Annotated in this window: 17 protein-coding genes; 2 read left to right on the top strand and 15 right to left on the bottom strand. The window is 63.2% G+C overall.

The genetic code is table 11. From position 1 onward, the window contains the following. Positions 1–38: 38 nt before the first annotated feature. The 5 genes from rpsT to gloA all read right to left on the bottom strand — a co-directional run bounded on the left by rpsT (position 39) and on the right by gloA (position 3,109). Positions 39–305, bottom strand: a complete 267-nt coding sequence (gene rpsT / locus MQW23_RS17670) for a 30S ribosomal protein S20 (protein ID WP_252109534.1) — start codon at positions 303–305, stop codon at positions 39–41. Positions 306–542: 237 nt separating this feature from the next. Continuing rightward, on the bottom strand, positions 543–1,349 hold the full coding sequence (gene cysQ / locus MQW23_RS17665) for a 3'(2'),5'-bisphosphate nucleotidase CysQ (RefSeq protein WP_252109533.1): 807 nt from the start codon (positions 1,347–1,349) through the stop codon (positions 543–545). Next, positions 1,350–2,072, bottom strand: coding sequence for a P-loop NTPase family protein (locus tag MQW23_RS17660; RefSeq protein WP_252109532.1), 723 nt, complete (start codon positions 2,070–2,072; stop codon positions 1,350–1,352). Between the two features lie 128 nt (positions 2,073–2,200). After that, entirely contained in the window at positions 2,201–2,656 is a 456-nt protein-coding gene (locus MQW23_RS17655; protein WP_252109531.1) for an META domain-containing protein, read from the bottom strand. A 12-nt stretch (positions 2,657–2,668) separates the two neighbouring features. After that, positions 2,669–3,109 (bottom strand): lactoylglutathione lyase, encoded by a 441-nt coding sequence (gene gloA, locus MQW23_RS17650; protein ID WP_252109530.1) that lies wholly within the window; start codon positions 3,107–3,109, stop codon positions 2,669–2,671. Positions 3,110–3,315: 206 nt separating this feature from the next. Here gloA and MQW23_RS17645 point away from each other — a divergent pair, with 206 nt between their 5' ends. After that, positions 3,316–4,407, top strand: a complete 1,092-nt coding sequence (locus MQW23_RS17645; protein WP_252109529.1) for a metal-dependent hydrolase — start codon at positions 3,316–3,318, stop codon at positions 4,405–4,407. Here MQW23_RS17645 and MQW23_RS17640 read toward each other — a convergent pair. The 8 genes from MQW23_RS17640 to rho form a co-directional block, all read right to left on the bottom strand. Beyond that, positions 4,404–5,123, bottom strand: coding sequence for an MliC family protein (locus tag MQW23_RS17640; RefSeq protein ID WP_252109528.1), 720 nt, complete (start codon positions 5,121–5,123; stop codon positions 4,404–4,406). The two genes, MQW23_RS17645 and MQW23_RS17640, sit on opposite strands and share 4 nt — an antisense overlap. A gap of 82 nt (positions 5,124–5,205) precedes the next feature. Next, positions 5,206–5,712: a DUF3087 family protein gene (locus MQW23_RS17635; protein ID WP_252109527.1), complete on the bottom strand. Its 507-nt coding sequence runs from the start codon at positions 5,710–5,712 to the stop codon at positions 5,206–5,208. A 124-nt stretch (positions 5,713–5,836) separates the two neighbouring features. Next, the gene (locus tag MQW23_RS17630) at positions 5,837–6,934 is read right to left on the bottom strand and encodes a lactonase family protein (RefSeq protein WP_252109526.1); all 1,098 of its coding nucleotides are present in this window, start codon (positions 6,932–6,934) and stop codon (positions 5,837–5,839) included. A 248-nt stretch (positions 6,935–7,182) separates the two neighbouring features. Continuing rightward, positions 7,183–8,247 (bottom strand): 3-deoxy-7-phosphoheptulonate synthase, encoded by a 1,065-nt coding sequence (locus MQW23_RS17625; protein WP_442908626.1) that lies wholly within the window; start codon positions 8,245–8,247, stop codon positions 7,183–7,185. Between the two features lie 4 nt (positions 8,248–8,251). Next, complete coding sequence (locus MQW23_RS17620; protein WP_252109525.1) at positions 8,252–8,404, bottom strand: hypothetical protein; 153 nt, start codon at positions 8,402–8,404, stop codon at positions 8,252–8,254. 372 nt (positions 8,405–8,776) lie between these two features. After that, positions 8,777–9,568: a ferredoxin reductase domain-containing protein gene (locus MQW23_RS17615; RefSeq protein ID WP_252109524.1), complete on the bottom strand. Its 792-nt coding sequence runs from the start codon at positions 9,566–9,568 to the stop codon at positions 8,777–8,779. A 76-nt stretch (positions 9,569–9,644) separates the two neighbouring features. Continuing rightward, entirely contained in the window at positions 9,645–11,138 is a 1,494-nt protein-coding gene (gene ubiD, locus MQW23_RS17610; RefSeq protein WP_252109523.1) for a 4-hydroxy-3-polyprenylbenzoate decarboxylase, read from the bottom strand. A gap of 87 nt (positions 11,139–11,225) precedes the next feature. Further along, the gene (gene rho, locus MQW23_RS17605) at positions 11,226–12,485 is read right to left on the bottom strand and encodes a transcription termination factor Rho (protein WP_252109522.1); all 1,260 of its coding nucleotides are present in this window, start codon (positions 12,483–12,485) and stop codon (positions 11,226–11,228) included. A gap of 449 nt (positions 12,486–12,934) precedes the next feature. Between rho and ppx the strand changes: the two genes are divergently transcribed. Beyond that, on the top strand, positions 12,935–14,470 hold the full coding sequence (gene ppx, locus MQW23_RS17600) for an exopolyphosphatase (RefSeq protein ID WP_252109521.1): 1,536 nt from the start codon (positions 12,935–12,937) through the stop codon (positions 14,468–14,470). Here the strand turns inward: ppx and tilS are convergent. Both tilS and MQW23_RS17590 read right to left on the bottom strand, forming a co-directional pair. After that, on the bottom strand, positions 14,456–15,739 hold the full coding sequence (tilS, locus tag MQW23_RS17595) for a tRNA lysidine(34) synthetase TilS (RefSeq protein ID WP_252109520.1): 1,284 nt from the start codon (positions 15,737–15,739) through the stop codon (positions 14,456–14,458). The genes ppx and tilS overlap by 15 nt on opposite strands. Further along, positions 15,720–16,676, bottom strand: a complete 957-nt coding sequence (locus MQW23_RS17590; RefSeq protein ID WP_252109519.1) for an acetyl-CoA carboxylase carboxyltransferase subunit alpha — start codon at positions 16,674–16,676, stop codon at positions 15,720–15,722. The genes tilS and MQW23_RS17590 overlap by 20 nt, the downstream gene beginning before the upstream one ends. Positions 16,677–16,778: the final 102 nt, after the last annotated feature.

Below are 16,778 nucleotides of genomic sequence, written 5' to 3'. Positions count from 1 at the left end.
AAACCGGCCGTAGCCGGTTTTTTCAAGACGCTGCCGGCTTACGCTGCCAGCGCTTTAATTCGCTTGTTCAAGCGGCTTTTCAGACGAGCGGCCTTTTTCTTGGACAGCACGTCCTTGTCAGCGATGCGGTCGACGACCGGTTGCATCTGCTTGAACTCTTCCATTGCCTTGCCATGGTCGCCGGTGCCGATCGCTTTGATCACACGCTTGATGTAGGTGCGGACCATGCTGCGCTGGCTGGATTTCAGGGCACGACGTGTCTCGGCCTGGCGGGCGCGCTTGCGAGCTTGCTTGCTGTTCGCCACTGGTATCTCCTTGGAGAATAAAGGTTGCCTGAACGGCAACGAATTAACTATGTGTTGTCGAGCGGCTAGCGCCGACCTCGACATTACCTAAACAACCAACTGATTTTGCAGGCGTTTTCGCGCTGCCAAACGTGTAACGGCAAGCCCTGGGCCCGCTCGTTCCCACGCTTTGTCTGTCTTAGCTGCCTGAGAGGATGGCGTAGCCTATCACACCTGCCCCGGCCGTGCCAGCGCTTGTCAAGCGTTAAAGTGCTCGCGCGCGCTTTTGCTCCAAACGAAAAAGCTCGGGTTCAAAAGCTCGGCCGGCGTGTGGTAGCCAAGCGCCGCGCCGGTGTCATCGACGATCATCCCGCCGGCCTGTTCGACCACCGCCTGGGCGGCGGCGGTATCCCAAAGGCTGGTCGGTCCGAAGCGCGGGTAGACATCCGCCCGCCCCTCGGCGATCAGGCAGGCCTTGAGCGAGCTTCCAAGCGGGGTAATCTCGTGCTCACCGAGTGCGTCGAGCCAGGCCTTCAATCGCGGGTCCTGGTGCGAGCGGCTGCCCAGCACCCGGTAGCCCCGGGCCGGATCGAACTTGGCGCAGCGAATCGGCTGCCAGGCGCCCTCGCCTTCGGCCTTGAACGCGCCTAGCCCACGTCCGGCCAGGTAGCGTTTGCCAAGCGCCGGAGCCACCACCACGCCAAGCACCGGCTCGCCTTGATGGATCAAGGCGATGTTCACGGTGAACTCGTCGTTACGCTTGATGAACTCCCGGGTGCCATCGAGCGGGTCGACCAGCCAGTAGGTGCATGCTGGCCCCGGCCCGTCAAAGCGCTCCACGCTCTCTTCAGAAAGCACCGGTGTGCTGGGCGTCAGCTGGGCCAGCCCCGACAGAATCACCTCGTTGGCGCGAAGGTCCGCCTCGGTGAGCGGGCTTTGATCCGTTTTGAGCGTGACCTCGATCTCGCGGCGGTAAACCGAGAGAATCGCCTCGCCGGCCTTTTGGGCGAGCCGCTCGATGGCCTCGAGCAGCGCCCGATCAGGGGTGGGCTGGGCGCCTTGCATCTACGCCTCCCCGGTATTGGGTGCCGGCTCAACGCCCAAAGCCACGACGTCATCGAGTTCGCGATAGGCCTGACGCAGCCACATTTTCATGCGCTGACGCTCAGCGATGTTCATCAGGCGGCGATCGTTGGCCACCGCCCAGAAGCTACTGTCGTTGAAGTCGATTTTCTGGGTCAGTTTGGCGTGAAGCCTTGGCAGCTCGATCAGCTGCGCGCCCCGGGCTTTCGCCTGGCGGCAGGTCTCGCTCTGGCGAAAGCGCTCGAAGCTCTCGCCGCGTCCCAAATTCTGCACCACCACCACGCTCACCGGCTGATCACTCAGGCGCTTCAACAGCGTTTGCAGCAGCGCCACCGAGTCAGCGCCGTCATCCATGACGTGCCACCACTGCACGCGTGCACCAAGCTCGTCGAGCAGTGCGAACACATCGGTTTCATCGAGCCAGCGGCCCAGCGCCTGGGACGACTGCGCGGCCAGATCGATGATCAGGTCGCGCTCGGGCTCCGCCTCCACCGCCATCTGCACGGCGTCCATACTCTCGTCGTCACCGACGATCACGGGTGAGGCGTAGTCCGCGTAAAAACGTGAGAACGTTTTGTGGGAGGCATCGCCATCGAAGCCGATGAATGCCCGGTCGTGATCGATGTAGTACTGCGCGAGCACGCGCGCGGTCATCGATTTGCCCACGCCCCCCTTTTCACCACCGATAAAATGTACGCAGGCCATCGTTAGTCGTCTCTGATGAAAACCGAACCCCGTCACGAATTTAGCAAAAAAACCGCGCCGCGCCTTCACTACTTCGTGCTTGGCGCACATTTATATCCGACGCCAGAACATTGGCCGCTCAACCGGCGTTAGTTACCCTTGCGCCAGCCGCCCAGCACGCGGCTGTCCGGGCCAAAAAAGACCACCCGGTCGTGATCGATCAGGTAGCGGTAGGCGGTTTCGAGCATACCAGTCACGCGGCGGGCGTCCTCGAGTTCGGCGCAGCCCATGCGCGTGGTGGAGAGCTCGCCCACCTCAATGCGCTGGCTCTCACCCAAGCTCACGCTGCCCTGAAAGTTGTTGCAGCCATCGCTTCCGGTAATGCGTCCGTCGCGGCCAATCTGGAAAAACGCCGTTTGCGGCATCGACAGGCGCTCGTCGGTCCCCATCAGCAGTAGATTCCAGCGCGTGCCGACCAGCGGGCCCGACAGCGTTTTGCCGCTAGCGACCGGCGCCGGCCCGCTCTGTTGAACGGGGCCACTGCTACACGCGCTCAAAAGCAGTGCCGCGCTGACCGCAAGCGCGCCAATAACATGTTTTTTCACCGATAACGTCCTTTACCAGCTGCCGCTGTTGTCCATGGAAGCCCAGGGCTCCTGGGGCTCGAAGGCGTCTCCTTTTTGCAAAAGCTCGATGGAGATGCCGTCCGGGGATTTCACGAATGCCATGTGGCCATCGCGCGGCGGGCGGTTGATGGTGACGCCGGCGTTTTGCAGCCGCTCGCAGGTCGCGTAGATATCGTCGACGCGAAAGGCCAGGTGGCCAAAGTTGCGCCCGCCCGAGTACTCCTCCGGGTCCCAGTTATAGGTGAGCTCGAGCTCCGGGGCGCTCAGGCGCTCGCTGCGCCCCACGTCGTCTCGCGCCGCCAGAAAGATCAGCGTAAAGCGGCCCTTTTCGCTCTCCTTGCGGCGCACTTCTTCGAGCCCCAGCAAATCACAGTAGAAGTGAAGCGAGGCATCGATATCGCTGATGCGTACCATGGTGTGTAGAAACTGCATTAGATTCCCTCCTTCGAGCACGAAACGTAGAAACGATAACGGGAACAGAATAGCGGCGATTGGGCAATTCATGAAGCGGCACCGCACTTTTCATTGAGCGCGCATCATGCAAACGCCTATCAAAAGAAGAAACCGTGCAGCGCGGCGCCGCGATGCTACGCTTAAGCTTTTTTTAACCGGCCTCTCGAGGCCAGAAAGGAAACCCCGTGGATTCGATTACGCAGGCGGCGCTGGGCGCCGCGGTGGGTGGCGCCGTCATGGGCCGACGCCTTGGCCGCAAGGCGGTGGTGGTCGGCGCGCTTTTAGGCACTCTGCCGGATTTGGACGTTGCGCTGGATTACGGCGATGCGATCGCCAACGTCACCGAGCACCGGGGGTTCAGCCACTCGCTGTTCGTGCTGACGGGCCTTGGAACGCTGCTTGCTCTTGTAAGCCGCTACGCGCTGCCGGGGCGAGCATCGCTTGGCCGCTGGTGGTGTTTTTTCACGTTGATTTTGGTCACACACCCGCTGCTCGACTCGCTCACCACCTACGGCACGCAGCTTCTCTGGCCGCTGGATAGGCCGCCCGCCGCTTGGCCGGTCGTATTCATCATCGACCCGCTCTACAGCCTGGCGCTGCTGGGCGGCCTGGTTGCCGCCTGCGTCTCGCGCCGAGTGGTGCGCTACTGCGCGTTCGGCCTTGCGCTGTCGTGTGCCTATCTATTGATGGCGGCGGGCATGAAGTGGTCGGTCGAGATGCGCCTGGCGCCGGCGCTCGAGGCGCGCGGGCTCGACGATGCGCCGCTGATCGTGCAACCCACGCCGTTCAACATTCTGCTGTGGCGCGCCACGGCCATCGAGGGAGAGCGCTATTTCGAGAGCCTGGTGAGCGTGTTCGACGACGAGCACGCCCCGCGCGTCGAGGCGTTCCAGCGCCAGCGCGCGCCGCTCGAGGAGGTAGCGCTGTCCGGCGCGCCGGGCCAGCGCCTCATCTGGTTCAGCGGCGCGTTTTTGCGCTATGAGCTCCAATCGATCGACGGCGTCGAAACGCTCGTCGCCACCGACCTGCGCTTGGGTTTTCCGGGCTTTCACCCGTTCAATTTCACCCTAGCCACGCGCCAGGACGGCGAGTGGCAGGCGGTGGCTGAAAGTGAACAGCTCCCCTCCGAGCGCGGGCTCAACGCACAGACGCTATCGCGCCTGGCCGCCCGCATCGCAGGCAACGAAGGCGCGCTGTGCGCCAGCGACTTCATCGAGCGCACCTGGCGCGTTGCTGGTGAAACCTACGCCTGCCGGCCCGGGCGGCTGGCGGATTAGTTTGGCGCAATGCCCTGGCCACAGCCGCTGTACTGCTCGCCCTGGTAGGTGAGCGTCACGCGGGCCGGGTACGGGGCACGGCTGGTCTTGTCGAAACAGGCGCCGGCGTCGATGCGCACGCGGAAAAACGGCGCCACGTCGGCGCTTTCCAGCACCACACGGCCGGCGTCGTTATCCAGCGTGCTGATCATGTAGGTCAGGCGCGTTGGCGGGTTCTCGCCGGTTTGAACGCTCAGGGTCGGCGTATCGTGGGCAAGCGTGAGCGCCCAGGCCGGCGCCACCCCAACGCCTTTGAACATCACGCCGGGGTTGTCGGCCCGGGTCATCGCCTGGCGCTGGTTGCCGGCGTCGCAGGCGAGCTGGCCGCGGGGCGTTTCGACCCGCGCGGTCTCGCCGCGCTCCCAAAAGCTGATCTCGCCGTTTTGATAGCGCGCGCCGCTGGCCACCACCGCCTGGGGCAGGCGCCAGGCGCCGTGCAGCGACCAGAGCCTCAGCACCTGGTCGTTGTCCGCACTGATCAAATCCTGGTTGGCGGGCTGGCAGTGCCAGGCCCTGAAGCGCTCGGCGCTACCGGGGAAAAGCGACGACGGCAGCAGCGGCGCGGCGTTGTTCGCCACTGGGCGCTGCGGCTGGCTGTCAGGCGACGTCGCACAACCGACAAGCCATAGCCCCAGACAAGCGGCGCCGAGCGCCTTGAGCGGTGTTGAATCGAGCATGAAAGTTCCCTGTAACGCTTTTTTAGTAAGGGCTAATTTTTAGCAAGGACCGAGTTCGCAAAAACTCGTTTTAAAAGGGAGACTAGCGGCGCGTAAATGCACTCAAATCGTGAGGATCGAAGACCGTCACGCGATCCGGTAGCGCCAGTGCCTGACGATGCTCCAATACGCGCTCTTTTTGTGCCACGCGCGCAGGATCCGGTGCTTTACCGTTGAGCGCAGCTACCTGGTCCACGCCTTCGTGGTAGAAGCTTAAAATATCGAGGGCGGCGCGATTGTCCTCATCGCCCGCGCGCTCGAGCGACGCCTGGTAGCTCTGAATACGCGAAAGATGATTTTTAAGCTGCCAGACGTAGCTGATTTCGCCCATCCACGGCCGCTCCTTGAGGCCGGCAAAGAGCGCGCTGGTGGCCAAAAGCCCCAGCGCGATTCCCAGACCGTGAGCCCAAAGGCTACTTTCCATCACCGAGCTCAGCAGCAGCGAAAACAGCATACTGAAAATAATCAGCTGGCCGACCATCATCACGCTGATCATGCGCGCCTTGCGCCGGTAGCGCTGCGGGTCTTGCTCTTGAAGGGTAAAGGCCATGCCCATCTCCGTTAAATAGCCACCATCATAAGAGAGTGGCCACGGCATACAAGTCATGGCGTGATCTTCTTTTGCCGGGGCGATTCAATCGACACCCGCTCATTGATCGTGGCGGCCAGCGGTATCAGTCGAAGGAGACGATCTCTACCCAGTTGGCGTTTTTACCGGTAGGCGCGTCGTCGACCAGCGTAAGCCCGCCGTTGTCAGGGTCGATCCGGTAAAGGCCGACGCTATCGTCGAGCTGCCCGGTGACGACCATGTAGCGACCCGAATCGTCGATTTGGAACCCGCGAGGCTGACGCTCAACCTGTAGATGGTTCAGGTAGGTGAGCTCGCCGGTCTCGGGGTCGGCCTCGAACGTACTGATGACGCTGCTGGTTCGCTCGGAGGTGTACACGTAGCGCCCGTTTGGGGTGACCTGAATATCGGCGGCCCATATGCGCGGCGTATCATCGCCCTCACTTATCGTTTCACGCGCAACGCCCTGGGCGAGATTCAGCGAATCCACAATGCCCGGCTCGCTAGAGACCTGAGTCAGGGTGCCGTTACCGGCATCAATCGCGTAGGTCGTAACGGCACCCGAAAATTCGCCGAGCACGTAGACGTAGCGGCCGTTGGGAGAAAAGACGAAGTGACGCGGGCCGGTGTTGGCCGGCGCATCGGCGGCGCCGGGGTCGTTCAAATCCAGTTGCCCGGTCTCGGCGTTGAAGCGAAATTGCGCGAGCCGGTCATCCCCCAGGCTGGAGGCAAAGGCGTAACGGTTGTCCGGCGAGGCGTGCATGGCGTGGGCATTGCGGCCGGTTTCGACGGTTTGCTGCGCGTCCTTTACGACGCCGTTTTCATCGATGGGGCTGACGCTGACAAGGTTGTCGGAATAAGAGGCGGAAAACAGATATGCCCCGCTTTGGTCGGTATCGATATTGGGCATGCTGGCAGGCAAGGAGCCGCTGCCCTGCTGGGTCAGCTTTCCCGTTTCCCTGTCGATTCGATACGTCAGCACCCGGTAAGGCTCACTGCGTATGGACGCGTACAAGTAGTGCCGATCGGGGCTGATCGCCATGGGCATGACGCTGTCGCCGGCGGTAGTCGTGTCCAGCGGTTCCAGCGTACCCGCCGCGCGGTCCAGGGTGTAGCTTGTAATCACGCCGTCGTCGGCATTGGAGACATAGACGTAGGTTGTCGCCTGAGCCGCCAGGCTTGCCCCGAGAAGTGTCGCGCCCATCAGTAAAATCCCTGCCATTTTAGTTGTTTGGTACATGAGTTGTCCGCTGCATGATGAGTATCGATGATTATTCAAGCAATAGGTATTACATCGTACATCCTGTTCAATGTAATAGGTTTCCACTACCCAACAACTAGACCAACGGCGTACGGCCGCTTTCAGGTGTTCAAAAAGCAACTACCGCTGCTCCGCGTCGAACACGACGCGGAGCAGCGAGCTTTAAGGTATCGAGGCGTTGGTCGGTAGCGTCAGGCCAGCCGTTCGGCGGCGGTTTTCAAAAGGTGCTCGGTGGTGTCCCAGCCCACACAGGCATCGGTGATCGAGACGCCGTAGCGCATCGCGCCGGGACTTAGCGCCTGCTTGCCTTCGAACAGGTGGCTTTCGAGCATCAGCGCGACCAGGTTCGCCTCGCCGGCGCGGCGCTGGTCGAGTACGTCGAGCATCACCTCACTCTGACGGCGGTGATCCTTGCGCGCGTTGGCGTGGCTGCAGTCGACCATCAGGCGCGGATTCTGTCCCGCGGCCTGCAGGGCCTGGATCGCCTGGCGCACGTGGCCGGATTGATAGTTGGGCTCACCGTGGCCGCCGCGCAGCACAACGTGAGTGTGCGGATTCCCGGCGCTTTGGCGCATGATTGGACGGCCCTGAGCGCTTTGGGCGAAGTGCTGATGCGGGTGGGCGGCGGCCTGCATCGCGTCGATCGCTATCTGTACGTCGCCGCTGGTCGCATTTTTGAAGCCCACCGCAGCGCGCAGGTCGCTGGCAAGCTCCCGGTGAAGCTGGCACTCGGTGGTGCGCGCGCCGATCGCTACCCAGCTCAACAGATCCTCCAGGTACGGTGCGAGCATTGGCTGCAAAAGCTCGGTGGCCACCGGCAGTCCCCGGGAGGCAACGGCGTGCATCAGCTCCCGCGAGCGGGTCACCCCTTTGGCCATGTCGCCGACGCCGTTCAAATCCGGGTCGTAGGCCAGCCCCTTCCAGCCCACGGTGGTGCGCGGCTTTTCGACGTAGACGCGCATCACCGGAAGCACGTATTCGCTGATCTCGTCGCTCAGCGCGGCGAGGCGGTCGGCGTACTCGAGCGCGGCATCCGGGTCGTGGATCGAGCAGGGCCCGACCACCATCAGCAGGCGGGAATCCTCCCCGCTCAGGATGCGCTGTACCGCCTGACGCTGGCTTGTGAGGCGGCTGGCGAGTGCGGCATCGACGTGGATGCGATCCAAAAGCTCGCCGGGCAGCGGCAGGGGCGCGACGCCTTTTTCGGTGGCGGTGGCGGATTGGGCGGTGCGGGTCATCGTTACTGGCGCGTTCATGGCGTTATCTCACGGTCAAGGGACATCGGTCGTTCAAGGGGCCACCCAAACGTGCCCGGTCGGAGGTGGCTGCCTGCACCGACCGCGCGCCGCTAAATCGCCAGGCCTGGTAATAACCCGAATAGAGAGCGATAAAAGCGTCGTTGTAAGCGGTCATGGTGTCTCTCCTTGAAACGTTACGTGAGTCCGGTTTTATAACCGTGTAAAAACGCAAAAGCCCCGGCGGGTGTCCCGCCGGGGCTTTTGCTGTCGGCAGGCAACCTGGAAGGTATGCCTGCTGGGTTGGCTAGTCGCGAGCCCAGGGCACACCGGATCCAAACCAATAAAAGCCATAGCCAAACGCGCACGCGAAAACGCCCGCCGCGCGAGGCAGCGAAAGCGTTGTCAGTGAGCGAAGCGATAGCGTCATGGTGGTATCCGGTGTGTTATCCAATGGGGCAAACCAGCGTTATGGCTTTATCCTGCCTGCCAAACCTGTCGATGGCAATACTCTTTGCGCATCGAATATCGGTTGCGCATCGAATGTCGGTTAGCGCGTCGGGCGCGGGGCGTAGGCGAACACATCCGAATAAAGCCTGTCAGGCGCTGCGCCGTGGGCCTCGAGCACGTCGACGCAGGCGTAGACCATGCCCGGCGAGCCGGAGAGATAGATATCGCACTCGTTGACCGCCACCGGCTCGCCTTCGATGGCCAGGGTCGGCAGCGCGCGCTCGAGCACCTCGGTGATGCGCCCCTGAAAGTGGGCGATGCGCGGCGCGTCGGTCAGCGGTTTGTCGAGTTCGAGCTCGGTGACGGCGTGGAAATGGACGTTGTCGAAACGCGCCGCCCAGTCGCTAGCCAGCTGTTCGGCGTAAAGGTCGCGATGCTCGCGGGCCGCCCACCAGATGAACACGGGGCGTGCAGGCTGCGCATCAAGCACGGCTTCGACGATCGCTTTCATCTGGGCGAACCCGGTACCGGCGGCGATCAACAAGAGCGCACGCTCGCTTTGCACATCGAGCACGCACTCACCGCCGGGCAGGCGGATGGTGAGTTCGCCGGAGAGTGTGAGCAGTTCGCGCAGCCGGGCGGAGTTCTCGCGCTCCGGACGGTGCTGGATGTGCAGTTCGATCACGCCGTCGCCGCGCCCGTGGCTGGCAATAGAGAACGGCACCCAGGTCGACTCGTCGAGCTGGAGCTCGAGGTACTGGCCCGGCAGGTGACTGATCGCGTCCGGGTCACCTTCGAGCGTCACCCCGAGCACGTCCGGGTTGAGCGCTCGAACGTCGGTGATCCGGCAGGTGATCGCTTCCCGCGTGGGGGTCTGGGTGCTCGTGCTCATGAATGCCTCTTGTGAAAACTCAACGCTTTTAAACCTGGCGCTCTTCAAACCTTGAATAAAACCCTGGAACGCTCGCTTAGCCGTGGCGCGAAGGCGGGCGCTCGATACCGATCCCGAGCGACTCCCAGCGCTCGTCGACCCGGGCCTTCACCGCGTCGTCCATGACGATCGGCGTGCCCCACTCGCGGTCGGTTTCTCCGGGCCACTTGTTGGTGGCATCCATCCCCATCTTGGAGCCGAGCCCCGAGACCGGCGAGGCGAAGTCCAGATAGTCGATCGGCGTGTTCTCGACCATGACCGTATCGCGGGCCGGATCCATGCGCGTGGTGATCGCCCACATCACGTCTTCCCAGTTGCGCGCGTCGACGTCGTCATCGAGCACGATCACGAACTTGGTGTACATGAACTGGCGTAAAAAGCTCCACACCCCCATCATTACGCGCTTGGCGTGGCCGGGGTACTGCTTTTTCATGGTCACCACCGCCATGCGGTAGGAGCACCCTTCCGGCGGCAGGTAGAAATCGACGATTTCGGGAAACTGCTTGTGCAGGATGGGCACGAACACTTCGTTGAGCGCCACGCCCAGGATCGCCGGCTCGTCCGGCGGGCGGCCGGTGTAGGTCGAGTGGTAGATCGCATCGCGCCTTTGGGTCATGCGCGTCACGGTAAAGACCGGGAAGGTATCCACCTCGTTGTAATAGCCGGTGTGATCGCCATAGGGGCCTTCCGGCGCCATATCGTCCGGGTAGATGAAGCCTTCGAGGATGATCTCGGCGGAGGCCGGCACTTCGAGATCGGCGTGATGACACGCTACGAGCTCGGTGCGCGAGCCGCGTAAAAGCCCGGCAAAGGCGTACTCGGAGAGCGAATCCGGAATCGGCGTGACCGCGCCCAGAATGGTCGCCGGGTCGGCGCCGAGCGCCACGGCCACGGGGAAGGGCTCGCCGGGGTGCGCCTTTTGGAATTCCTGAAAGTCCAGCGCCCCGCCGCGGTGCGACAGCCAGCGCATGATCAGCCGGTTCTTGCCGATCTTCTGCTGACGGTAGATGCCGAGGTTCTGGCGCTTTTTGTGCGGCCCGCGGGTGATGACCAGCGGCCAGGTGACCAGGGGAGCAGCGTCGCCGGGCCAGCAGTGCTGTATCGGAAGCTGGTCCAAATCGACCTCGTCGCCTTCGAACACGAGCTCCTGCACCGGGGCGCGTTTGACGGTTTTCGGCCCCATGCTCAGCACCTGCTTGAAGATGGGAAGCTTCTCCCAGGCATCCTTCAGGCCCTTGGGCGGGTCCGGCTCCTTGAGAAAGGCCAGGAGCTTGCCGACTTCGCGCAGTGCCTCGACGGACTCCTGACCCATGCCCAGCGCTACCCGGGTGGGGGTGCCAAACAGGTTGCCCAGAAGCGGCATGTCGTGGCCCTTGACGTTCTCGAACAAAAGCGCCGGGCCGCCGGCGCGCAGGGTGCGATCGCAGATTTCGGTGATCTCCAGATACGGGTCAACCTCTGCCTGGATCCGCTTGAGCTCACCGCGCGCCTCGAGCGCCTTAATGAAATCGCGCAAGTCGTTATATTTCAAACCCTTCCCCCGTATTATCGCCTTGACGAGCTATTGCCTTGACGAGCTATCGCCTTGCCGGGCTATCGCTTTGCCGGACACTTGCGCCTAGCGGCGCTTCATCGCTTCAAAAAACTCGATGTTGGTCTTGGTGTCCTTCAAGCGATCGATCAAAAACTCCGTCGCGGCGGTGTCTTCCATCGGGTTCAAGAGCTTGCGCAGAATCCACATGCGCTGCATTTCGTCTTCCGAGGCCAGAAGATCCTCGCGACGCGTGCCGCTACGGCGGATGTTGATCGCCGGGAAAACGCGCTTTTCGGCAAGCTTACGGTCGAGGTGCGCTTCCATGTTGCCGGTACCCTTGAACTCCTCGAAGATCACTTCGTCCATCTTGGAGCCGGTATCGACCAGGGCCGTGGCGATGATGGTGAGGCTGCCGCCCTCTTCGATGTTACGCGCCGCACCGAAGAAGCGTTTGGGCTTTTCGAGCGCGTGGGCGTCGACACCGCCGGTCAGCACCTTGCCGGAGCTCGGCACCACGGTGTTGTAGGCGCGCGCCAGGCGGGTGATGGAGTCGAGCAGAATCACCACGTCCTTTTTGTGCTCGACCAAGCGCTTGGCCTTTTCGATGACCATCTCGGCGACCTGTACGTGGCGCGCCGGCGGCTCGTCGAAGGTCGAGGCGACCACTTCGCCGCGCACGGTGCGCGCCATTTCGGTCACTTCTTCCGGGCGCTCATCGATCAACAGCACGATCAGATGGCACTCGGGGCTGTTGCGCGTGATCGAGGTGGCGATGTTTTGCAGCATCAGCGTCTTACCGGCTTTCGGCGGCGATACCAGAAGGCCCCGCTGCCCCTTGCCGATCGGCGCGGTCAAATCGATGATGCGCGCGGTAAGGTCCTCCGTGGAGCCGTTGCCGATCTCCATGCGCAGGCGATCGTTCGGGAACAGCGGCGTCAGGTTCTCGAAGAGAATCTTGTGCTTGGCGTTTTCCGGGCGATCGAAATTGATCTGACTGACTTTCAACAGCGCGAAGTAGCGTTCGCCCTCTTTCGGCGGACGGATCTTGCCGGAGATCGAGTCGCCCTTACGCAGGTTGAAGCGACGAATCTGTGACGGCGACACGTAGATGTCGTCCGGCCCGGCGAGATAGGAGCTGTCGGCGCTGCGCAGAAAGCCAAAGCCGTCCTGGAGAATTTCCAGCACACCGTCGCCGTAGATATCCTCACCGCTCTTGGCGTGCTTTTTGAGGATAGCGAAGATGATGTCCTGCTTGCGCGAACGAGCCAGGTTGTCGATCCCCATTTCGCGGGCGATATCGAGCAGCTCGGGAACGGATTTTTGCTTGAGTTCAGTGAGATTCATCGGTGTGTAAGAACGTTGCTCATGAAAGCCAGGCGACGGGCGCCGGGAATAAGACAGGAGGCGTAGTAAGTCCGCCCAGTGGTGCGTTCAGGTCCCGCTAGACAAGTCAAACGGCGGCAAACCCGGCTTTATAGCGCAGGGGCTGCTTGACTCGAAGGTTCGTGGAAGCTGCTTTGTGATCCGCTCAAGGAGTGGGCGCGATCAACGGGTTCTGACGACTTGGAAATCAGGCCAGTTGGAAGTTTCCGGGTGGACGTGAGGCGACGCCTGTCGAGTCACTCCTGTCGATTCGCCGTGCGTTTGGATCAACGCGTCGAGATCGACAGGCCAGCCGGGAGCAGGCCAGTAGCTCGATGGTAGTCAAGCGCCGGCCTAAACGCAAGCCCCGGGCAATTGACAACGGCTGGCCGGCGACGCAACCTTGCCTTAGCCCATAGGAAGGAACGCTCATGTTAAAGGACACCCCGCTCGCCGAGCCCGACGCCGCCCCCGCCGTTGAGAGCTCGCAGCCGACCCGGCTCGCCGCCATCGATCTTGGCTCGAACAGCTTCCACCTGCTGGTGGCCAACTACGTCAACGAGCGTCTTCAGGTGGTCGCGCGGCTGGGCGAAAAGGTGCAGCTGGCGGCGGGGCTCGACGACAGCGGCTATCTCGAAGAGGCAGCCATGCAGCGCGCGCTCGAGTGTCTGGCCCGCTTTGCCCCTTTTCTTAGCGATATCGACGCCGCCAACCTGCGCATCGTCGGCACCAACGCGCTGCGCGACGCCCACAACAGCCAGGACTTCATCGACCAGGCCGAAGCACAGCTCGGTCACGCCATCGAGATCATCGCCGGGCGCGAAGAGGCGCGGCTTATCTACCTGGGCGCGGCCCACGCGCTGGCGGAAAACGGTCGCCGGCTGATCGTCGATATCGGCGGCGGCTCCACCGAGCTGATCATCGGCGAGGATTTCGAGCCCAAAGCGCTCGAAAGCCTGCGCATGGGCTGTGTGACCTATACCAGCCGCTACTTTCCCGACGGCGAGCTAAGCGAGAAGCGTATGCGCCGCGCGGAGCTTGCGGCACTTTCCGAGCTGGCCAATATTCAGCGCCCCTATCAAAAGCTCGGCTGGGTTGATCCGGTTGGCTCGAGCGGCACTATCAAGGCCGCCGCCAGCGTGCTCCACGCCTACGGCGACACGCCTCAGGAGGGCATGATCACCCGCGCGGGGCTCAAGAAGCTGCGCGAGCGGCTGATCAAGTGCAAGCATCTGGATAAGGTCGCGCTCGATGGCCTCAAGGAGGATCGCGCCCGGGTCTTCCCCGCCGGCATCGCGATCCTGAGCGCGATTTTCGAAGCGTTTGACCTCAAGGAGATGCGCTTTGCCGACGGCGCGCTGCGCGAGGGCGTACTGTTCGACATGGCTGGGCGCAACACCGCCGAGGACATTCGCGCCAGCACGCTGGCCAACCTGCAGCATATCTATGATGTCGACCTGCGCCAGGCCGATAACGTGGCCCACACCGCGCGGGCGCTGTTCGAACAGGTCAGCCGCGCCTGGCGGCTCACCCCGGAGCAGGGCCATTTTCTGGAGTGGGCGTGCCTGGTGCACGAGATCGGCCTTGCGATCTCCCACAGCCAGTTTCATCGCCACGGCGCGTATTTGCTCGAGCACTCGGATCTGGCCGGCTTTTCGCGCCCGGAGCAGCAGCTTCTGGCGCAGCTCGTTCGCGCCCACCGGCGAAAATTTCCCATCAAGGAGTGGCAGTCGCTGCCCGCAGCGCAGCGCGACGCCTGCACCAAGCTCGCGCGCCTTTTGCGCCTGGCGGTGCTGCTCAACCACTCACGCCCGGAAGAGCCCCCGGCCACGCCGACTATCACCGCCAGCGAGCAGACGCTCACCGTGACACTGCCGGCAAGCGACGAACCCACCCTTTTGAGTACCGATTTAGAGCAGGAGCAGGCCGCGCTTCAGGCAGCCGGGTTCTCGCTAAAACTCATCTAGTGCGGTCACCGTGACATCGCGGGCCTGAAACATTACTCGCTCAGGTCCGTCGAGTGCCGCCAGACAGCGCTCTCCCTCCATCACCACGATCACGCCGTCGCGCTGCCAGGGCGGTAGCCCCGCCTCCTGCAACAAACGCTTGAGATCACGCCGCCCGCGCCTGGCCAAGTCGATCACCTCGCCGCCCTGGCGAAAGCACAGCGTCACCCGCCGCGCCGGGCACAGACTAATCCGAAGGGGTCCCAGCGGCGTGGCGATGGCCTCCTCGCCGTTCCAGCTCGTTTGCCACACCGGCAGCGCCTGGCGCGGCGCGATCAGATAGAGCCCGCCGCGCCAGCGCCGCGCCTCGGCCCCGGGCCAACGGATGTGAACCCGGGCATCGTCGGCGGCGCCGAGCTGCTCGAGCAGACTCTCCAAACGCGCTGCCGGCGGCGTGGGAAGTTCGAGCGTCTGGCACAGCGTGCGGATCAACAGCCGCTGGCGGGCGGGAGAGTGCGCGCGAAGCCCGTCGACCTCGAGACAGCCCGGCCCGCGGTAAAGCGCCTCGAGATCCTCTGCGGCGTACTCGTAAAGCAGCGCGTCGGCCTCGCCGGCAAGCCGCGCGCTGCGCGCCAGCATCCTGGGGCCGCTCGCGCCCAGCGCCGGCAGCACGCGGTGGCGAAGCCGGTTACGCGTAAGCGCAAGATCGTCGTTGGTCGGGTCGTCGCACCAATCAAGCGCGTGCGCTCTGGCGGCGGCTTCGAGCTCGGCGCGCGGCCGCTCGAGCCAAGGGCGCACCAGCGTACGGCCCCGCCACTGACGCCTTTCAGGCATGCCCGCCAGCCCCCGCACGCCACTGCCTCTGAGCGCGCCGAGCAAAAAGGTTTCGGCCTGATCGTTTTGGTGCTGGGCGAGCCAGAGCGTATCGCCTTTCGGTACAAAGGCGTCGAACGCCTGGTAGCGGGCGTTACGGGCGGCGGCCTCCAGACCCTCGCCGTTGAGCGTGACGTCCACACGGGCCACCTCTAAAGCCACGCCGAGCGAGGTGCAGAGCGTGCGGCAGTGTGCCTCGAAATCCCTGGCGGCGGCCTGCAGACCGTGGTTGACGTGTAGCGCCGCAAGCGGACGCCCGGCGCGCTGGCATACGCCGGCAGCTAGGGTGAGCAGCAGCGTGGAATCGAGCCCGCCGGAGAGCGCCACCCAAACAGAGCGCCCCGGCGCGGTGTGCGCCAGGGCGTCGTTCAACAGCCGTTCAAGCGGGGTAAGCGGCTCAGGCGGCCGGGGCGCCATAGCTCATGAGGCGCTCGTAACGGCGCTCCAACAGCGAATCGGTATCCATGCGCTCCAGGCGCTCCAGGCTCTCGCCCAGCGCCTGTTTGATGCGCTCGGCGGTAGTGACCGGGTGGCGATGGGCGCCGCCCAGCGGCTCCTTGATCAGCTCGTCGACGAAACCGAGCTCTTTCAAGCGCTCGGCGGTAATGCCCATGGCCTGAGCGGCCTCGGAGGCCTTCTCGGCGCTTTTCCAGAGAATCGAGGCGCAGCCTTCCGGCGAGATCACCGAGTAGGTGGAGTACTGCAGCATGTGCAGCTCGTCGCATACGCCGATCGCCAGCGCCCCGCCGGAGCCGCCCTCGCCCACCACCGTGGAGATGATCGGTGTCTTGAGCCGCGACATCACCGCCAGGTTATAGGCGATCGCCTCGGACTGGCCGCGCTCTTCGGCGTCGATTCCCGGGTAGGCGCCGGGAGTGTCGATGAAGGTCAGCACCGGCATCTTGAAGCGCTCGGCCATCTCCATCAGTCGGCACGCCTTACGGTAGCCTTCCGGGCGCGGCATGCCGAAGTTGCGGCGCACCTTCTCTTTCACGTCGCGCCCTTTTTGATGGCCGATCACCATCACCGGCGCGTCGTTGAGACGCGCCACGCCGCCGACCAGCGCGGGATCATCGGCGAAGTTGCGATCGCCGTGAAGCTCGTCGAAGTCGGTGAAGATCGACTCGAAGTAGTCCAGCGGATAGGGGCGCTGCGGATGGCGCGAAATCTGCGACACCTGCCAGGGCGTCAAATCCTTGAAGATCGACTCGGTCAGCTTGCGGCTTTTCTCTTCGAGCCGGGTAATTTCGTCGGACAAATTGACCTGATTGTCGGAGCTTACCAAGCGCAGCTCCTCAATTTTCGCCTGAAGCTCTGCTATGGGCTGTTCAAAATCGAGATAGTTGGGATTCATCGGCTCTGCCTGTAAGCGTCCTGTGAAAAGAAGCTTGAGTGAAAATGGTGTGATGAAAATATCGTTAAACGTGCATTATCGCACCCTAACCGGCGCGCGCAA

Origin of the sequence: Halomonas sp. S3-1-1, from assembly GCF_023757625.1 — a bacterium.
Lineage (GTDB): Bacteria > Pseudomonadota > Gammaproteobacteria > Pseudomonadales > Halomonadaceae > Vreelandella.
This window is presented reverse-complemented; position numbering and strand designations above follow the sequence as displayed.

Bases quoted from the DNA above. Each gene is read 5' to 3' on its own strand.
- gloA (WP_252109530.1), bottom strand. From the start codon at position 3,109: ATGCAGTTTCTACACACCATGGTACGCATCAGCGATATCGATGCCTCG.
- MQW23_RS17660 (WP_252109532.1), bottom strand. From the start codon at position 2,072: ATGGCCTGCGTACATTTTATCGGTGGTGAAAAGGGGGGCGTGGGCAAA.
- MQW23_RS17625 (WP_442908626.1), bottom strand. From the start codon at position 8,247: ATGAACGCGCCAGTAACGATGACCCGCACCGCCCAATCCGCCACCGCC.
- tilS (WP_252109520.1), bottom strand. From the start codon at position 15,739: ATGGCGCCCCGGCCGCCTGAGCCGCTTACCCCGCTTGAACGGCTGTTG.
- cysQ (WP_252109533.1), bottom strand. From the start codon at position 1,349: ATGCAAGGCGCCCAGCCCACCCCTGATCGGGCGCTGCTCGAGGCCATC.
- MQW23_RS17590 (WP_252109519.1), bottom strand. From the start codon at position 16,676: ATGAATCCCAACTATCTCGATTTTGAACAGCCCATAGCAGAGCTTCAG.
- MQW23_RS17620 (WP_252109525.1), bottom strand. From the start codon at position 8,404: ATGACCGCTTACAACGACGCTTTTATCGCTCTCTATTCGGGTTATTAC.
- MQW23_RS17630 (WP_252109526.1), bottom strand. From the start codon at position 6,934: ATGGGCGCGACACTTCTCGGGGCAAGCCTGGCGGCTCAGGCGACAACC.
- MQW23_RS17635 (WP_252109527.1), bottom strand. From the start codon at position 5,712: ATGGCCTTTACCCTTCAAGAGCAAGACCCGCAGCGCTACCGGCGCAAG.
- MQW23_RS17640 (WP_252109528.1), bottom strand. From the start codon at position 5,123: ATGCTCGATTCAACACCGCTCAAGGCGCTCGGCGCCGCTTGTCTGGGG.
- MQW23_RS17615 (WP_252109524.1), bottom strand. From the start codon at position 9,568: ATGAGCACGAGCACCCAGACCCCCACGCGGGAAGCGATCACCTGCCGG.
- ppx (WP_252109521.1), top strand. From the start codon at position 12,935: ATGTTAAAGGACACCCCGCTCGCCGAGCCCGACGCCGCCCCCGCCGTT.
- rho (WP_252109522.1), bottom strand. From the start codon at position 12,485: ATGAATCTCACTGAACTCAAGCAAAAATCCGTTCCCGAGCTGCTCGAT.